Source organism: Streptomyces sp. NBC_00354 (assembly GCF_036106915.1).
GTDB lineage: Bacteria > Actinomycetota > Actinomycetes > Streptomycetales > Streptomycetaceae > Streptomyces.
Genome location: NZ_CP107983.1, coordinates 6,447,602 through 6,464,284 on the forward strand (window position 1 = coordinate 6,447,602; position 16,683 = coordinate 6,464,284).

Sequence of the window (16,683 nt, forward strand, 5' to 3'; positions counted from 1 at the left end):
AATGTTTCGCACGAATATTCGAATTGCTCTATGGTGGAGACGGGGGTGGTGTTCACGTTCGAGCGAAGCAGGAGGCCGCGGGTGCCTGGTTTTACGCATCTGCACACCGTTTCGGGGTTCTCCATGCGCTACGGAGGCTCCCACCCCGATCGGCTGGCGGAGCGTGCCGTCGAGCGGGGCATGGACGCCCTCGCCCTGACCGACCGCGACACCCTCGCGGGTGCGGTGCGGTTCGCGAAGGCCTGCGCGAAGGCCGGGATCCGGCCCCTGTTCGGGGCCGACCTGGCCGTGTCGCACGCCCCTGCGCCTGCGGCGGGCCCGGCCGGCTCGAGCGGATCGGCTGGCTCGAGCGGACCGGGCGGACCGGGCGGATCCGGGCACGGCGGCTCCGGAGAGGCGTCCTCCCGGCGGCGGACCCCCGTCGCGGGCGGCGCCTTCGTCGACGAGTCCGCACCCCGGGTCACCTTCCTGGCCCGCGACGGCGCCACCGGCTGGGCCGAACTGTGCCGGATGGTCACGGCGGCCCATGCGGGCGCCGGCGGCGCCGACCGGCCCGTCGTCCCCTGGGCGGAACTGCGCGGCATCGGGGTGTACGTCCTGCTCGGGCCCGGGTCCGAGGTGGGGCGGGCGCTGGCCGCCGGGCGGCCGGACCGGGCCGCCCGGCTCCTCGCACCCTGGCGGGAGGTCTACGGGGACTCCCTGCGCCTGGAGGCCGTCCACCACGGCCGCACCGGCACCGGCCCCGGCTCGCTGCGCCTGGCCGCCCGTACGGTCGGCTTCGCCGCCGAGCAGGGCGTCCCGGCCGTGCTCACCAACGCCGTCCGGTACGCCGACCCCGGCCAGGGCCCGGTCGCCGACATCCTCGACTCGGCCCGCCGTCTCGTCCCCGTCGACCCCCGCGGCCCCCTCGACAGCGGCGAACGCTGGCTCAAGGACCCCGTCGCCATGGCCGAGGCCGCCGACCGGATCGCCCGGGCCGCGGGCCTGCGCCCCGCCGACGCGCGACGGCTGCTCGCGGAGACCCGGCGTACCGCCGAGGCCTGCTCGGTGGACCCCGAGGACGACCTCGGCATGGGCTCCGTGCACTTCCCCGAGGCCCACCTCGTCGGCGCGGCCCACCGCACCGCCCAGCGGGTCCTGGCCTCCCGGGCCTCCGCCGGCATGGTGCTGCGCGGCTACGCCGACGACCGCGAGTACTGGGAGCGGATGCACCACGAGCTGGACATCATCGCCTACCACGGGTACGCCTCGTACTTCCTGACGGTCGCTCAAGTCGTGGACGACGTACGCGCGATGGGCATCCGGGTGGCCGCCCGCGGCTCCGGCGCCGGCTCCCTCGTCAACCACCTCCTCGGCATCGCCCACGCCGACCCCGTCGCCCACGGCCTGCTGATGGAGCGCTTCCTGTCCAAGCGCCGCCGCGTCCTGCCCGACATCGACATCGACGTGGAGTCCGCCCGCCGGCTGGAGGTCTACCGGCGGATCATCGACCGCTTCGGCACCGAGCGCGTGGCCACCGTCTCCATGCCCGAGACCTACCGGGTCCGGCATGCGATCCGCGACGTCGGCGCCGCCCTGTCCATGGACCCGGCCACCGTCGACCGGCTCGCAAAGGCCTTCCCGCACATCCGGGCCCGCGACGCCCGCACGGCCCTGGCCGAACTGCCGGAACTGCGCGACGTACGCGGCGAGGAGCACGGCCGGCTGTGGGAGCTCGTCGAGGCGCTGGACGCGCTGCCGCGCGGGATCGCCATGCACCCGTGCGGGGTGCTGCTCTCCGACGCCTCGCTGCTCGCCCGCACCCCCGTGGTGCCGACCAGCGGCGAGGGGTTCCCGATGTCCCAGTTCGACAAGGAGGACGTGGAGGACCTCGGGCTGCTCAAGCTCGACGTGCTGGGCGTGCGGATGCAGTCCGCGATGGCGCACGCCGTCGCGGAGATCCGGCGCGGTACGGGGGAGGAGCTCGACCTGGACGACCCGGCGCAGGTCCCGCCGGGCGACGAGGCGACGTACGAGCTCATCCGCTCGGCCGAGACGCTGGGCTGCTTCCAGATCGAGTCGCCGGGCCAGCGCGACCTGGTGGGGCGGCTCCAGCCGTCCACCTTCCACGACCTGGTCGTCGACATCTCGCTGTTCCGGCCCGGCCCGGTCGCCGCCGACATGGTGCGGCCGTTCATCGAGGCGCGGCACGGGCGGGCCCCGGTCCGCTTCCCGCACGAGCACCTGGCGGAGGCGCTGCGCGAGACGTACGGGGTGGTGGTCTTCCACGAGCAGATCATCGAGATCGTCCACGTCATGACCGGCTGCGGGCGCGACGAGGCGGACCGGGTGCGGCGCGGGCTCTCCGACCCGGAGTCGCAGGCGCGGATCAAGGTGTGGTTCGCGGCGAAGGCGGGCGAACGGGGCTACTCGGCCGAGGTGATCGGCCGGACCTGGGAGATCGTCGAGGCGTTCGGCAGTTACGGCTTCTGCAAGGCGCACGCGGTGGCCTTCGCCGTGCCGACGTACCAGTCGGCATGGCTGAAGGCGCACCACCCGGCCGCGTTCTACGCCGGACTGCTCACGCACGACCCGGGGATGTACCCGAAGCGGCTGCTGCTGGCGGATGCGCGGCGCCGGGGCGTGCTGGTGCTGCCGCTGGACGTGAACCGGTCGGCGGTCGCCCATCACATCGAACTGGTGTCCGATGCCGGGGCGCCCCCGGTGTGGGGGCTCCGGCTGGCCCTGGCCGACGTCCACGGCATCAGCGAGGCGGAGGCGCTCCGGATCGAGGACGGGCAGCCGTACGGATCGCTGCGCGACTTCTGGGACCGGGCGCACCCGGGCCGGCCGGTCGCCCAAAGGCTCGCCCAGGTCGGGGCGTTGGACGCCTTCGGCGCCAACCGGCGCGACCTGCTGCTGCACGTGGCCGAGCTGCACGGCGCACAGCGCTCGGCGGGGGCCCGGCCGGGCAGCGTCCAGCTCCCGCTGGGCGGCGGGCGGTCGACGGCCCCGGCCGGCCTGCCCGACCTGAACGAGGCGGAGCGGCTCAGCGCGGAGCTGGGCGTGCTCGGGATGGACGCCTCCCGGCACCTGATGGAGGACCACCACGCCTTCCTGGCGGAGCTGGGGGCGGTCCCGGCCGGCAGGCTCCGCGAGGTCGAGCACGGCCGCACGGTACTGGTCGCGGGGGCCAAGGCGGCCACCCAGACCCCGCCGATCCGGTCCGGGAAGCGGGTCGTCTTCACCACGCTGGACGACGGGACGGGCCTGGTCGACCTGGCCTTCTTCGACGACAGCCACGAGGCGTGCGCGCACACCGTCTTCCACTCGTTCCTGCTGCTGGTACGGGGTGTCGTACAGCGGCGCGGACCGCAGAGCCTGAGCGTGGTCGGCGCGGCGGCCTGGGACCTGGCCGAACTGGTGGAACTGCGGGCGACGGGCGGCCTGGACGCGGTCGCGGCCCGCCTGGCCGAGCCGCTGCCCGGTGCCGCGGACCCGGCCGGCTCCGCCGACTCCGGGCGCCGCATCCACCTGCCCACCGGGTACGAGATGAACCCGTGGGCCGACCTCCAGCCGGCCGGCGACCGCGCCGCGACCGGCCGCAAGCTGTGGCACTCCAGCCCGGGGAGCGCGGGATGACCCCGGCGAACGGCGTCCTGCACGTACGGTGCGCTCCGGCGGTGTCCGAGGAGGGGTACCGCGAAGTCCTGGAACTCCTGCGGGAGTTCTCCCCGACGGTGCAGGCCCTGCCGCCCCGGGCGGCGCTGGTGCACGTACGCGGCGCCCGGCGGTACTTCGGCGCGGACGCCTGCCGGATCGCCGAGCTGGTACGGCTGCGCGCGGTCGCCCGGCTGGGCACGGACGTACGGATCGGGGTCGCCGGGACCTGGGCGGTGGCGGCGACGGCCTCCGCCCGGGTGCCCGGGCCCGGCGGCGTCCTGGCCGTGCCCGAGGGCGCGGTGGACGGCTTCCTCGGGCCGCTGCCGGTGGAGGCCCTGCACGGCATCGGCCCCAAGCAGGCGGAGGCGCTGCGCGGGTACGGACTGCACACGGTCGGCGCGGTCGCGGCCGTCTCCCCGGGCACCGTCGAACGGATCCTGGGGCAGCGGGCGGGCCGGCTGGCCGCGGAGCGCGCCCGCGGGATCGACCCGCGCCCCGTCACCCCGAAGGACCTGCCCGCATCGGCCGCCGTCCGCAGCGGCTTCACCCGGCACGAGCTCGACGGCCCGCACACCCGGGCCGTGCTCCTCGGCCTGGTGGTCCGGCTGGGCGCGGTGCTGCGGGGCCGCCGCCAGGCCGCCCGGTCCCTGTCGCTGACCCTGCAGTTCGCCGGCGGCACCCGCTGGGAGCGGACCCGGCGGCTCACGGAGGCGTCCGCGCACGACGAGGACCTGCGGGCGGCGGCGTACCGCCTGCTGGACGCGGCCGGGCTGCAACGGGCCCGGCTGACCGGCATGGTGCTGCGCGCCGAGGACCTCACGGGCGCCGAGCGGGTGTCCCGGCAGATCTCGCTGGACCCGGTCCGCGAGGCCCGCCTGACGGTGGAGGCGGCCGTCGACCGTGCGAACGCCCGCTTCGGCCCGGGCACGGTCCGCCCGGCCGCGACCTTCCACAAGGCCGCCTAAGGGCTGTCCCGTAATCCCTGGCGGGCGCACGACGTCGGCTACGGCGCCTCGCCGCGTTGTCGGAACGCCCGCATACGCCCAGTATGAGGACGCTCCTCCGCCTTGCGATGCACCGCATCCGACGCCGCGCGCTGATCCACCAGGGACTACGGGACAGCCCTTAAGCGTCCGCCCCCGGTAGCCCGGCCAGCAGCCGCCGGGCCATTTCGGTGCGGAGCCGGGAGGTCTGGGCCTGGATCAGGTGGAACTGGGCCTCGCGGGCGAGACGGCCGGCGGTGTTCCCGTACGACATCGCCCGGCCGCCCGTCGCGGCGACACAGGCGGTGGCCGCCCGTACGCCGAGCTCCAGGACGGCCGCCCGGAGCGCCAGCCGGTCCTCGACCCGCTCCTCCGGCGGGAGTTCGTCGCGCAGGGCGTAGGCCTCCGCACGCAGCCGGGCCGCCTCCTGCGCCACCCGGTGGCCGAGCTCCTCGTACGCGCTGCCGGCGGCGGGGGCCGACCGCAGAAGGAAATCGGCCGCGGCGCGCACATGGCCGAACACGGCGGGGTGGGCGTTCGCGTTCTCGAGGTCGTATGCACGGGTCCACTCCGCCCGGGGCTGTACGGAGATCACCGCGCTCCGCGGGACGAGGACATCGCGTACCTCCACCGCCACCGTGCGGGTGCCGTTCATCGCCCACAGCGGCGCGGATCCGGCCGCGACCAGCCCGGGGTCGCCGTCCGGCCCGCAGGCCACCGCGGCGGACAGCACCCGGTCGTCCGGGGCAAGGGCGCCCAGGTACACCACGTCGGTGAGGCCCCAGCCGGTCATCCAGGGCACCCGGCCGCGCAGCCGCCACCCGTCGGCGACCGGTTCGGCGGTGACGGGCGGCCGGGCGTGCCGCAAGAAGGCGAAACCGGCCGTGCCGCGCCTGGCTCCGGAGGCGAGGGCGGGCGCCCACTGCTCGCGCAGCGCGGCCGCCTCCGACCCGGTGGCCGCCTGCAGCGCCTTCACGAGGGCGAAGTGCTGGGTGTGCACGAACCAGGTGGACGGATCCGCCGCCGACAGCAACTCGTTCACCTCGCGGACCACTTGGCGCGTGGTCAGCCCGCTCCCGGGGCGGGGCGTGTGGCCGAGGGCCCCGTACGCACCGCAGCGGGCGAGGGCGTCGAGGTGCGAACGCGGCACGCCCTCCTGCGCGGTCTCCTCCGCGACGGGCCCCAGCGTGCCCACGGCGACCTCGGTGACCGCGGAAACGAGCGGGTCGGCGGCCAGGTCGGGCGGGGTGGCCAAGGCCGTGCCCGCACCGGGAGCCCACTGCATCCGATCACTCACCTCACGCGGAGTAGGGGACTCCATTGTCCCGAGGGCGTGCGGAGGCGGGGGCCGACACGCATTTTTTACTGACGCGTAACTTCCAAGTTTTGCTACTCGCCCGTAATTTGGCCGAAGCAGCACCCCCTTGTGATCCGGATCACGGGACGAACCCCCACGTCTTTCCCTGACCCAGCAAGGAGATCACTCGATGCTGCCCTGGCGACGCCTGCTCCGCCCGCTGGCCGTCCTCACCCTCGCCGCTGCCGCCCTCGTCGCCCCCACCGGCGCCGCGCAGGCCGCGTCCGCACCCAGCAGCGGCTGGAACAACTGGTCCTGCAAACCCTCCGCCGCCCATCCCCGCCCCGTCGTCCTCGTCCACGGCACGTTCGGGAACTCCGTCGACAACTGGCTCGGATTCGCCCCCTACCTCGTCCACCGCGGCTACTGCGTCTACTCGCTCGACTACGGGCAACTGCCCGGCGTGCCGTTCTTCAACGGGCTCGGCCCCATCGACAAGTCGGCCGGACAGCTCGACGTCTTCGTCGACAAGGTGCTGGCCTCCACCGGAGCCGCGAAGACCGACATCGTCGGCCACTCGCAGGGCGGCATGATGCCGAACTACTACCTCAAGTTCCTCGGCGGCGCCCCCAAGGTGGGCGCCCTGGTCGGGCTCGCCCCCGACAACCACGGAACCACCCTGAGCGGGCTCACCCAGCTGCTCCCGTACTTCCCCGGCGCCGAGGACCTGATCAGTTCCGCGACCCCGGGGCTGGCCGACCAGATCGCCGGATCCCCCTTCGTCACCAAGCTGAACGCGGGCGGGGACACCGTCCCCGGGGTCCAGTACACGGTCATCGCGACCAAGTACGACGAGGTCGTCACGCCCTACCGGAGCGCCTTCCTCCAGGGGACGGGCTCCAACGTACGGAACGTCGTGCTCCAGGACCTGTGCCCCCTGGACCTCTCCGAGCACGTCGCCATCGGGCTCACCGACCGGATCGCCTGGCACGAGGCGGTCAACGCCCTCGACCCGGCACACGCCTCCCGGACCACCTGCGCGTCGGTCTTCGAGTGAAGACACCGACGCACAGGCAGTCCCGGTGAACCGGTCGGACGACGCCCCCTAGCGGCCGTGCCGGCCCGGCGCCGTCGCACGGCGTCGGGCCACGCCGAACAGCACGGCCGCACCGACGGCCAGCACGCCGGCCCCGGCGATCGCGATCGCCGGGGTGGCGCCGCTGCCACCCGTCTCGGCCAGGTTGGTGGTGCCCGCGGGGGACTCCGACGGGACGGGGGCGAGGTCGGTGCTGCCGTTCGTCCTCGGGTCGTTGTCGCCGTGGCCGTTGTGCTCCACCGTGGACTTGCTCTCGCCGTCGGCGATCTGCTGGTCCGTCGGGGCCTTGGGCGCGTCCGAGGGGCGGTCGGCGGAAGGCTTGGCGCTCGGCTTCGTACTGGGCTTCGCGCTCGGGGTGGTGCCGGTGCTGCCGCCGGTGCCTCCGCTCGCGCCGCTCCCCCCGCCGTTCCCGCCGTTCCCTCCGTTGTCCTTGCCGAACACCACGTCCGAGCAGGTGTAGAAGGCCTCCGGGCTGTCCGAGCGCTGCCAGATGCTGTAGATCAGGTGCCGCCCGGACTTGTTCGGCACGCTGCCGGAGAAGACGTAGTCCCCGTTCTGCATCCCCGGGTCGGTGGCCTTCGCGAACGGCGCCGGCTCCAGGTCGGACCACTTCAGCGGCTTCGTCGGGTCGTAGCCGTCCTTCGTGATGTACAGCTCGAAGGAGCCCTTGTGCGGGGCGGTCCCCTTGTACCGGAAGGTGTGCTCGCCCGCGGACATCGGGCCGGCCGGCCAGTCGGCGCGGGCCAGGTCCAGGCCCCGGTACTTGTCGTTGCCGGCGGAGCAGAGCTGGCCGTTCGGGATCAACGCCCGGTGGTTGCCGGCCGCGTTGGCGATGTTGACCGCGTTCCAGTCGTAGAAGGCCTGCGCGCCGCTCGCCGCCACCGCGGCCTTGCAGGCCGCCGACTTCGGCGACTCCGGTCCCTCCGCGTAGCAGGCCGCCACCCGGCTGACCGGGTCCGTCATCGAGCCGTGGGCGGCAGCCGGCGCGACGGCGTACGCGGCCACCGCGAGCGGGGCGAGACCGACTGCGGCGATACGGGTCACGGTGCGGCGGCGTGCGGGCATGGGTGGATCTCCTTCGGAGCGGCGATGCGGGCACCACGGTCGTGGATGCGCCGGGAGCGCCGGGAACCGGGCTGGGCGGCGCCGCCCCCCGTCGGGTCCGGCGCCGCCTCAGGCCTCCCTGGCCCCGCCAAGCTAGCCCTCCGCACCAGCAGTTCCACCCCTTTGGAGGCCCTCCCGAAGATCCTTAGGCTCCGCTTAAGGTCGAGGTAAGAAGGACCTCAGGAAGCGGGCCCGCGGGGCCCTTCCACCCCAAGGGCCTTGGCTCCCCACCGTCCATGTCAGTCCAGACGAATCCGCCCCGTGTCGCCCCGGTGGCTCCCCATCTGGCTCCCCGTGCCGGCCACCTGCTCCGTGTTGCGCAGCAAGTCATGCCCCCCTCAGCCCATCAGGCAGATCACCCTCCACCCCTGCCCCGACGCGTCCAACGGCCCTCATCGTCGTTGGAACTTACAGCGCAGCCCCGCGACCTGAGGCGACCCATCCAGCACCGCCCTGACCAGCATGGGGGGTGGTTGTCATTGGTCATTGCCGGCCCCCTGGGCCACCCTCGGACGGCTCAGGGACGGCCCAGGGCGGGCACGTGGCTCCGTTGGCGCCTGCGGCCTCATCTGCCGGAGACGCCACAAAAGGACCCGAGCGTGATCGTGTTAGGACCTTCCGAGGTTCGCCGCACAATCGGATCGTTTCAGGAATCGGCGAGTGCGAGAGTTGAGCGGTTCGCCGGGTCCAGGTGCTATTTGTGCTCGCCAAATGGAGCAACACATCGGGCCGACGACTCTGATCTCAGAGAGAGTGGAGGCGTGAACGGCACAGATGAGAGGGCGACAGAGTCTCGACGAGCACGATTGGACAGTGTGCACAAGTGGGCGGCCACACTAGCCGCTGTTGTTGCGCTTGCTTTCTCGACTTACAACTTCGCTGAAATTCAACAAAAGCCCAGAATCGATGTGGCCCTTCCTCACTTGTTGCGCACTGGACCGGTAGACAACGGAACCGCTTTCCAGATTCAGCCCACGGTTTCCACCAGGTTCAAGGCCCAGGATGTCGAGGTTATTCGTGATGCACATCTGCAACTTACTCCCGTCGGCTCGATCTCGTCATCAAAGCTGCCGATTTTCTACTGGCATGAAACCGGAGCCTACGTATACGATTTCACTTCAGACCAGGTCAACTATCACTGGAGCAGCGATCCCGCCCCGTTCATCGTCAGCCAGGACAAACCCCAGCAGCCCACGCTAAATTTCTGGGTCGACAACTGGACCTTCCAGCCTGGCCAGTACGAAGGAACGCTTCAGTTGAGCCGGTCAGGGAATCGCATTCCTTTGATCAAGAAATTCTGCCTGGTTCTTTCAAAGAAAGCCGTCGATGAAATTCACGGTGCAGGGCAACGGCAAATCTTCTTTTTTCGCGACGATCTGCCCAAGTTTCACTCCTCCAGTAAATCTCCAGGCTACTACCGGAGGGAAACGGATTAAGGGCTCTTGCCGGTCAGTAGCGTTCCGGGCCCGCCAGGGGACGCCCGGAATTTGGCCTCTGAATGCCAACTGTCGGCCGTAAGTTCATCGCGGTCAGGGGCGCTGGGTGTGCGGTTATCGGTGGCCATTGATGGTCGAGTACGGTCGCAGCTCATGCCCCCCGCCTCCACAGCAACCCTTTCCGCAGGACTTCAGGGTGCGCCACTGATCGCTCCTGGTCAGGAAAGAAGCTTTCCCCAGCATTCACGGCTCACTGACCACCAAAGAGTGCCCCCACGTCGCAAGAAGGCGGCTGCGGGTTGCTGGGATTTACTCAGCTCGGACCCCCAGGCGGAGCGCGGTGAACCGCGGAGTTGGGGGGGCAGCTGGCCTGGTGGCGTTGCCTCACCGAACACGCATTGTCCGGCGGCCGGGCTGGAGCAGGCCGGAGACAGGAGCGCAGGCCCGAGCGACGGGCCGCGCGCCGCACTGTGCGTGGCGGGCGTTTTGATGCAGTAGCGAACTCGTACCGACGGGCCTAGACCATCTCGTGTGCAGCCCTTGCCACTGCGCGATCGGCCCCGGCGCCCCCGGTAACCCATCGAAGACCGCAGCGGCCGAGACCTCGCCGCACTGGCTCAGCGGCAATGCGGAGCAGAGCGCCCCTCCGGACGGCTCGAACCTGGGTGACGTACTCAAGGCTCAAGGAACCGCTAAGCGGGCCTACAGACAGAGGGCCGGGAGCAGCCGCGCTCAGGTGAGGAGGGCGGTCAGACCGGCCGGCTCGAGGGCCTGGGCGGCCAAGGTGTCGAGGGCGCGGACGGCCTCGGCCGCCGCTTGCGGGTCGGTCTCCGTGAGCCCGCTCGCGGCGAACTCGTCCTCGTCCAGCCGCAGGACCTCGGAGCCGTCCGCCGACACCCACAGGTCCAGGTCCAGGTCCTCGACGAGGATCTCACCGTCCTGCACCACCGCCGGGCGCGTGACGTCGCAGTACCAGCCCTTGAGGACGCCGTCGCCCGTCCGCACCTCCTTGACCGCGTACCAGCGCGTCCGCCAGAAGTACTCGGTGAACACGTCGCCCGGTTCGAAGCGCACGAAGCCGAAGTCCCGCACGCCGTCGGCCGCCCAGGGGGCGCGTACGGAGATCCGGTCGCCCGTGTCCGCGACCAGGGCGGCGGGGTAGCGGATCTTGGTGCGGCCCGCCTTGGTGAGGGCGACGGTCAACCCGGTGCTGCTCATGACTGCTGGGGTCCCTTCAGTTGCTTCGCGTAGCGCGTCTCGGTCGCGCAGATCTCGTATCCGAACCACTTGTTGATGGCGAGCATCGGCTCGTTCCCGGTGTCGTTTCCGGTGAAGGCCTCCGTGCAGCCGGCGGCGCGGGCCCGGTGCAGGGAGTCCGTCTTGGCGAGCTTGGCCAGGCCGCGGCCGCGGAAGGCGCGCAGGGTGCCGGTCATCGCCGAGCCGTAGCGGGTGGCGCCGTCCGTCCGGGCGGCGCAGAACGCGGCCACGACCCCGTCGACCAGGACGACCGTGGTCAGCTCCTTGTCGAGGTCGGGGTGGTGCCAGACCGTGGCGAGCCAGTCCTCGTAGCCGGCCGGCTCCGTCGGTACGTCGCCCGGTTCGTCGCCGGAGGCCTCCGCGTCGGCCTCGTACAGCGGTCGCGGGTCGGCGGCGAAAGCGCTGCCGGGGCGCAGCTCGACGCCGGCGGGCAGCGCGTCCGGGTACGGAGGCAGGGCGGCGGAGGCCAGGTCGAGGCGCTGGAAGTGCGCGGAACGGCTCGGGCGGTATCCGCGCCGCTCGGCGAAAGCGCGGTGGGCGGGCTCGTCCAGCACCCAGGAGTACGTGCTCGCGGCGCCCTCCGCGGCCAGGTGCTCCTCGGCCGTCCGCAGCAGGGCCGTGCCCGCGCCGCCGCCGCGGTGCGCGGGGTCGACGTACACGTTGACGAACGACCGGCCGGGCTCCGGGCTGTCGTACGCGAGGCCGGCCTCGGCGGTGCCGACGACGAGGCCGTCCGCGGTCTCGGCGACGAGGAGGCGATGGCGCTTGGCCGGAGCGGCGCAGGACAGCTCGAAGGCAACGCCGTCGGCGGTGGCGATCAGGAAGGGCAGCGCGGCGCGGCGCACCTGTACGACGGACTCCGCGTCCGAGGGATCACCCGGGCGGAGGTCGCGGATCGAAACGGTCATGCCGTCGACCGTAGGCGCAGGGCGGGGGCGGATGCCTCCGAATTTCCCCGGGGATGGGGGAGAATCGCCGCGTGACCTCGACGAACCTGAAGATCCGGATCGACGGCTCGGCCGGCTCGGCCGCCCCGTACGAGCAGCTGCGCGCCCAGATCGCGGAGGCGGCGCGGGCGGGAGACCTGCCGGTCGGGTACAAGCTGCCGACGGTGCGCGGGCTCGCGGAGGAGCTGGGTCTGGCGGCGAACACGGTCGCGAAGGCCTACCGGGCGCTCGAGGGCGACGGGGTGATCGAGACCCGCGGCCGGAACGGGACGTTCATCGCGGCGGCCGGCGACGGCGCCGCCCGGGAGGCGGCCACCGCCGCGCAGGCCTATGCGGAGCGCGCGAAGCGGCTGGGCCTGACCTTCGACGAGGCGACGTCGGCCGCCCTCGACGCCCTGCGCGCCCGGTACGGCGCCTAGACCTTTACGAGTCGTCCAGTTGTGGGCGTGCGGGACCGGTTACAGGTACAGGCCCGCTTCCGAACCGTGCCCGCCCTGCGGCGGCAGCAGCGCCGAGGGGCCCGTGCCCCGGCGCAGCGCGAACAGTTCGGCCAGCGTGGCGCCCTCGCGCGGAACCCCCTCGTCCGTGCCCAGCCAGTCCACCGCCTCGCCGTACGTCAGACGGTCCACCTCGATCCGCGCCAGGCAGCGGCCCGGCCGGACCACCGCCGGGTGGAGCCGTTCCAGGTCCTCGTTCGTGGTCACGCCGACCAGCACGTTGCGGCCCTGCCCCAGCAGACCGTCCGTCAGGTTCAGCAGCCGTGACAGCGCCTGGCCCGCCGTGTGCCGGGCCTCGCCGCGGATCAGCTCGTCGCAGTCCTCCAGCAGCAGCAGCCGCCACCGGCCCTTCGCCGTGCCCTCGTCCTCGCCGATCGCGATGTCCATCAGGTAACCCACGTCGTTGAACAGCCGCTCCGGGTCCAGGACGCAGTCCACCTGGCACCAGTCCCGCCACGACCGGGCCAGCGTCCGCAGCGCCGAGGTCTTGCCCGTACCGGGCGGGCCGTGCAGCAGGAGCAGCCGCCCTGCGATGTCGTCCGGGGTCACCTTCATCAGCCGGTCCATCGCCCCGGCCACCGGCGCCGTGTAGTTGGGCCGCACCTCCGCCCAGGTCCCGGCCGCGATCTGGCGGGTCGTCCGGTACGGGCCGCGGCGCGGGGAGACGTACCAGAAGCCCATCGTGACGTTCTCCGGCTGCGGTTCGGGCTCGTCCTGCACCCCCTCCGTGGCCTCGCCGAGCACGCTGGAGGCGAGTTCGTCGCTGACTGCCGTCACCGTCACGTCCGCGCCCCGGCTCCAGCGCGAGACGAGCATCGTCCAGCCCTCGCCCTCCGCGAGGGTGGCGCTGCGGTCGGAGTCGCGGGCCGAGCGCAGCACGGTGGCCTCGGGCGGCAGCAGGGTCGCCTCCGCCTTCACCCGCTCGATGGTCACGCTGTGCGAGTACGGCTGCTCGCCGGACGCGAACCGGCCGAGGAACAGCGCGTCCACGACATCCGACGGTGAATCGCTGTCGTCGACGTTGAGCCGGATCGGCAGCGCGTCATGCGGGTTGGCTGGCATGGCGCCCATGATCCGGCACGAAGTGTCCCCGTGCACCCGTGTTTCGCCGGATCGGGTGCCCAAGTTCCCTCTTCAAACGCACCGGTGGTGAAGATTCGGGCCGCAACTCCGCGCCAAAAATTCTTGGCATGGACACTTCCAGCCAGCCCCGGCTCCCAGTACCACGGACTCAGGAGTAACCCCCACAAGGAGCCGCACACATGAGCATGAAGATGTCGCGCTTCGCCGCCCTGACCTCCTCCCTGTTACTCGCCGCAGGCGCCGCCCTGTTCGGCGCGGGACAGGCGGCCGCCGCCACGGCCGATTTCGGCTACGTCGCCCTCGGCGACTCGTACTCCTCCGGCGTCGGCGCCGGCAACTACGACAGCGGGAGCGGCAACTGCAAGCGCACCTCCCGCGCCTACCCGGCCCTGTGGGCCGCCGCCCATTCCCCGCAGACCTTCTCCTTCACCGCCTGCTCGGGCGCCCGTACGGGTGATGTGCTCTCCGGCCAGCTCGGCCCGCTGAACTCCGGCACCGACCTGGTCAGCATCACCATCGGCGGCAACGACGCCGGATTCTCCGACGTCATGACGACCTGTGTGCTGCAGTCCGAGTCCACCTGCATCAACCGCGTCAACCAGGCCAAGGCGTACGTCGACTCCACCCTTCCCGGCCAGCTCGACCAGGTCTACACCGCCATCCACGGCCGGGCGCCCGCCGCCCACGTCGTCGTCCTCGGCTATCCCCGCTTCTACAAGCTCAACGGCACCTGCGCCGCCGGGCTGACGGAGGGCGAGCGCTCCGCCATCAACGGAGCGGCCGAGTACCTGAACGCCGCCATCGCCAAACGCGCCGCCAACCATGGGTTCACCTTCGCCTCGGTCGCCAGCGCCTTCACCGGCCACGAGATCTGCTCCGGCGACGCGTGGCTCCACAGCGTCAACTGGCTCAACATCGGCGAGTCGTACCACCCCACCGCCGCCGGACAGTCCGGCGGCTACCTGCCCGTCCTCACCAACGCCGCCTGACGCCCCCAAGGCAGCTACGTAGCGGCGGCTTCGGGCTCCGGAGCAGGCTCCGGGTCCGTGGCTTCGGGCTCGACGGCGTCCGGCGTCGCCGGTCCCGCCGGTACGGGCCCCGCCGTCACCGGGGCCGGCGTACCGCTCGGACCGGGGGAGGGGGAGGTCCCGCCCGTCGGGGTCTCCCCCTCCTCGCACGTCACGGAGATCTCCACCCACTCCGAGGCCGTCGGGTCCGGCCCCCGCACCTCCAGCCGGACCGCGTCGTCGAAGGTCGCGCTCGGGTAGTACGTGAGCTCGGTGTGGTCCAGCTGCCGGCTCCGGGGGCCGTCCGCCGGGTACGTGACGGACTGCCAGCCGGGGCCGGAGGTGACCCCGCTGCGCGTCGCCCAGCGGTACTCCAGTACGGCGGGCGTACGGTCCGCATCGACCGTCGCCGTGAAGGCGGGCGCCTGCTCGGCAGGCGGCGGGCAGGCCCCGCGGTAGTCCGTCCGTACGGCGCGCACCGACACGGCGAAGTGCGGTGCGGGCGTGGCCGACGGTGAAGCGGACGGCGACGGCGACGCCGAAGGGGACGCGGAAGGCGACCCCGACCCGGACGAACTCGCGGACGCCGCGGCCGAGGTCGCCGGGCCCGTCGGCCCGGTGCCGTTTCCGCCCGGCTCCTCGCGTTCCTTGATCAGCAGCCACGCCAGAGCGACCACCGCCAGCAGCAGCACCACGATCCCGGCGGTCAGCACCAGCCCGGCCCGTCCCTCGTGCGGCGGCGCCCCGTGGCCCGCAGCCCCCGCCGGGGCGGGACCCGGCACCGGCGCGGGCATCGGCACCGGCATCGGCGGGGTGGGCCCGTCGGGGCGGCCCTGCGTGTCCGGGGGGCCGTGCCGGTGGTGCGCCGTGGCCGTCGGCGAGTCCGGGCCCGACACCGCCCCGCCGGAGTCCCGTACGATCCCGCCCGCCCCGATGATCCGCAGCATCCGGGTCGCCTCCGCCGAGGGCAGCCGCTCCGCCGGGTCCTTGCGCAGCAGCCCCTCCAGCACCGGCGTCAGCGGACCGGCCCGGCGCGGCGGCGGCAGCTCCTCGTCCACCACCGCCCGCAGCGTGGACAGCGGGGTGTCCTGCCGGAACGGCGAGACCCCCTCGACGGCGGAGTACAGCATCACCCCGAGCGACCACAGGTCCGAAGCGGGCCCCGGATCGCGCCCCAGCGCCCGCTCCGGCGCGAGGAACTCGGGGGAGCCCACCACCTCGCCCGTCATGGTGATCGCCGACGAGCCCTCCAGGCTGGCGATCCCGAAGTCGCTCAGCACCATCCGGCCGTCGTTGGCGATCAGCACGTTGGAGGGCTTGACGTCCCGGTGCAGCACCCCCGCCTCGTGGGCGGCGCGCAGCGCTGCCAGCACCTGCTCCCCGAGGTGCGCGGCCCGCTGCGGGGTGAGCGGCCCCTCGGCCTCGAGTACGTCGGCCAGCGAGAGCCCGCGCACCAGCTCCATCACGATCCACGGCCGGCCGTCCTCGGTGGCCACGTCGTAGACGGTGACGACCCCGCGGTGCGAGACCCGGGCCGCCGCCCAGGCCTCGCGCTCGAGTCGCCGGTACATCCGCCCGATCTCGGCGCCGTCCAGCCCGGCCGGGGGGCGTACCTCCTTGACGGCCACCTCGCGGCCCAGGACCTCGTCGCGGGCCCGCCACACGATGCCCATGCCGCCCCGGCCCAGCAGGTCGAGCAGCCGGTAACGGCCCGAGATGACACGGCCGGCGGCGGATTCCCCGCCCGCCCCACCGATGTTGTCACTCACGCGAGCCCCCAGGTGTGTCCGTGTGTCGGCGGGCGATCACTCCAAGTTAGCGCAGTGCGCGCGATGTGGCCCCGGTCCGCGCGGGACTCGCGCAGGGACCCTTGAAACGGCCGCCTCCCCTGCGGAGAGTGACGGCCGACTCCACTGAGTAACCGTCAACTCCCCGTCGCCATAGGGGTAATTCACACCACCGGGATACCCGAGCACGACGCGGGGGCGATAGGGTTAACCTGCCCGGGCCGGGTGCCCTCGTACGGGTGGGGAGAGAACATGGAACAGATAGCAATGCGCAGCAGGCCGCCACGCGTGCCTGCCATCACCTGCGGCAGCAGCGCGACCAGCTCGCGCCTCGACCGCCACCTCGCCGTGCTGGGCGGACCCGCCGTCCCGCACCGCGAGGCGGCCGAGGCGACCCTGCTGATGCGCGAACTCACTTCGCGCGACCACACGCACCGCCTGCGGAGCCGGAGCGCGCGCGTCTCGCTCTTCGCGCCGCTGCGTCGTCTGCGTCGCACGCTCTTCGGCAGCCGCCGCTCGTAACAACCGTCCCCGACCCCTTCTGGTT

13 protein-coding genes are annotated in these 16,683 nt (G+C 72.6%); 7 read left to right on the plus strand and 6 right to left on the minus strand.

The features are described from left to right. Positions 1–81 precede the first annotated feature (81 nt). Together OHT74_RS29580 and OHT74_RS29585 are read left to right on the plus strand one after the other, a co-directional pair. Positions 82–3,621: a DNA polymerase III subunit alpha gene (locus OHT74_RS29580; RefSeq protein WP_328621869.1), complete on the plus strand. Its 3,540-nt coding sequence runs from the start codon at positions 82–84 to the stop codon at positions 3,619–3,621. Continuing rightward, positions 3,618–4,607 (plus strand): DNA polymerase Y family protein, encoded by a 990-nt coding sequence (locus OHT74_RS29585; protein ID WP_328621870.1) that lies wholly within the window; start codon positions 3,618–3,620, stop codon positions 4,605–4,607. The genes OHT74_RS29580 and OHT74_RS29585 overlap by 4 nt, the downstream gene beginning before the upstream one ends. A gap of 160 nt (positions 4,608–4,767) precedes the next feature. On the opposite strand, the gene OHT74_RS29590 is transcribed toward OHT74_RS29585, so the two are convergent. Then, positions 4,768–5,910, minus strand: coding sequence for an acyl-CoA dehydrogenase family protein (locus OHT74_RS29590; protein ID WP_328621871.1), 1,143 nt, complete (start codon positions 5,908–5,910; stop codon positions 4,768–4,770). Positions 5,911–6,112: 202 nt separating this feature from the next. Between OHT74_RS29590 and OHT74_RS29595 the strand changes: the two genes are divergently transcribed. Next, positions 6,113–6,979: an esterase/lipase family protein gene (locus tag OHT74_RS29595; protein ID WP_266668455.1), complete on the plus strand. Its 867-nt coding sequence runs from the start codon at positions 6,113–6,115 to the stop codon at positions 6,977–6,979. Positions 6,980–7,027: 48 nt separating this feature from the next. Here OHT74_RS29595 and OHT74_RS29600 read toward each other — a convergent pair whose 3' ends face one another. Then, the gene (locus OHT74_RS29600; protein WP_328621872.1) at positions 7,028–8,083 is read right to left on the minus strand and encodes a lytic polysaccharide monooxygenase; all 1,056 of its coding nucleotides are present in this window, start codon (positions 8,081–8,083) and stop codon (positions 7,028–7,030) included. Between the two features lie 800 nt (positions 8,084–8,883). Between OHT74_RS29600 and OHT74_RS29605 the strand changes: the two genes are divergently transcribed. After that, the gene (locus tag OHT74_RS29605; protein ID WP_328621873.1) at positions 8,884–9,558 is read left to right on the plus strand and encodes a hypothetical protein; all 675 of its coding nucleotides are present in this window, start codon (positions 8,884–8,886) and stop codon (positions 9,556–9,558) included. Between the two features lie 732 nt (positions 9,559–10,290). Here OHT74_RS29605 and OHT74_RS29610 read toward each other — a convergent pair. Together OHT74_RS29610 and OHT74_RS29615 are read right to left on the minus strand one after the other, a co-directional pair. Next, complete coding sequence (locus tag OHT74_RS29610) at positions 10,291–10,776, minus strand: DUF402 domain-containing protein (RefSeq protein WP_328621874.1); 486 nt, start codon at positions 10,774–10,776, stop codon at positions 10,291–10,293. Beyond that, entirely contained in the window at positions 10,773–11,723 is a 951-nt protein-coding gene (locus tag OHT74_RS29615; RefSeq protein ID WP_266668461.1) for a GNAT family N-acetyltransferase, read from the minus strand. Before OHT74_RS29615 ends, OHT74_RS29610 begins: the two co-directional genes overlap by 4 nt. Before the next feature lie 71 nt (positions 11,724–11,794). On the opposite strand from OHT74_RS29615, the gene OHT74_RS29620 reads away from it, so the two are divergent. Further along, entirely contained in the window at positions 11,795–12,181 is a 387-nt protein-coding gene (locus OHT74_RS29620; protein ID WP_266668463.1) for a GntR family transcriptional regulator, read from the plus strand. Between the two features lie 39 nt (positions 12,182–12,220). Here the strand turns inward: OHT74_RS29620 and OHT74_RS29625 are convergent, their stop codons facing one another. Further along, on the minus strand, positions 12,221–13,321 hold the full coding sequence (locus OHT74_RS29625; RefSeq protein ID WP_443047593.1) for a DUF5925 domain-containing protein: 1,101 nt from the start codon (positions 13,319–13,321) through the stop codon (positions 12,221–12,223). A gap of 206 nt (positions 13,322–13,527) precedes the next feature. Here OHT74_RS29625 and OHT74_RS29630 point away from each other — a divergent pair, with 206 nt between their 5' ends. Beyond that, positions 13,528–14,331, plus strand: coding sequence for an SGNH/GDSL hydrolase family protein (locus OHT74_RS29630; protein WP_328623420.1), 804 nt, complete (start codon positions 13,528–13,530; stop codon positions 14,329–14,331). 14 nt (positions 14,332–14,345) lie between these two features. Here OHT74_RS29630 and OHT74_RS29635 read toward each other — a convergent pair whose 3' ends face one another. Continuing rightward, entirely contained in the window at positions 14,346–16,022 is a 1,677-nt protein-coding gene (locus tag OHT74_RS29635) for a serine/threonine-protein kinase (RefSeq protein WP_328623421.1), read from the minus strand. A gap of 366 nt (positions 16,023–16,388) precedes the next feature. On the opposite strand from OHT74_RS29635, the gene OHT74_RS29640 reads away from it, so the two are divergent. Further along, complete coding sequence (locus tag OHT74_RS29640; RefSeq protein ID WP_172671376.1) at positions 16,389–16,658, plus strand: hypothetical protein; 270 nt, start codon at positions 16,389–16,391, stop codon at positions 16,656–16,658. Positions 16,659–16,683 lie beyond the last annotated feature (25 nt).

Excerpts from the sequence above, each read along its gene's own strand:
- OHT74_RS29585 (WP_328621870.1), top strand. The coding sequence starts at position 3,618 with ATGACCCCGGCGAACGGCGTCCTGCACGTACGGTGCGCTCCGGCGGTG.
- OHT74_RS29590 (WP_328621871.1), bottom strand. The coding sequence starts at position 5,910 with ATGCAGTGGGCTCCCGGTGCGGGCACGGCCTTGGCCACCCCGCCCGAC.
- OHT74_RS29595 (WP_266668455.1), top strand. The coding sequence starts at position 6,113 with ATGCTGCCCTGGCGACGCCTGCTCCGCCCGCTGGCCGTCCTCACCCTC.
- OHT74_RS29600 (WP_328621872.1), bottom strand. The coding sequence starts at position 8,083 with ATGCCCGCACGCCGCCGCACCGTGACCCGTATCGCCGCAGTCGGTCTC.
- OHT74_RS29610 (WP_328621874.1), bottom strand. The coding sequence starts at position 10,776 with ATGAGCAGCACCGGGTTGACCGTCGCCCTCACCAAGGCGGGCCGCACC.
- OHT74_RS29615 (WP_266668461.1), bottom strand. The coding sequence starts at position 11,723 with ATGACCGTTTCGATCCGCGACCTCCGCCCGGGTGATCCCTCGGACGCG.
- OHT74_RS29625 (WP_443047593.1), bottom strand. The coding sequence starts at position 13,321 with ATGCCAGCCAACCCGCATGACGCGCTGCCGATCCGGCTCAACGTCGAC.
- OHT74_RS29630 (WP_328623420.1), top strand. The coding sequence starts at position 13,528 with ATGAAGATGTCGCGCTTCGCCGCCCTGACCTCCTCCCTGTTACTCGCC.
- OHT74_RS29635 (WP_328623421.1), bottom strand. The coding sequence starts at position 16,022 with ATGGGCATCGTGTGGCGGGCCCGCGACGAGGTCCTGGGCCGCGAGGTG.
- OHT74_RS29640 (WP_172671376.1), top strand. The coding sequence starts at position 16,389 with ATGGAACAGATAGCAATGCGCAGCAGGCCGCCACGCGTGCCTGCCATC.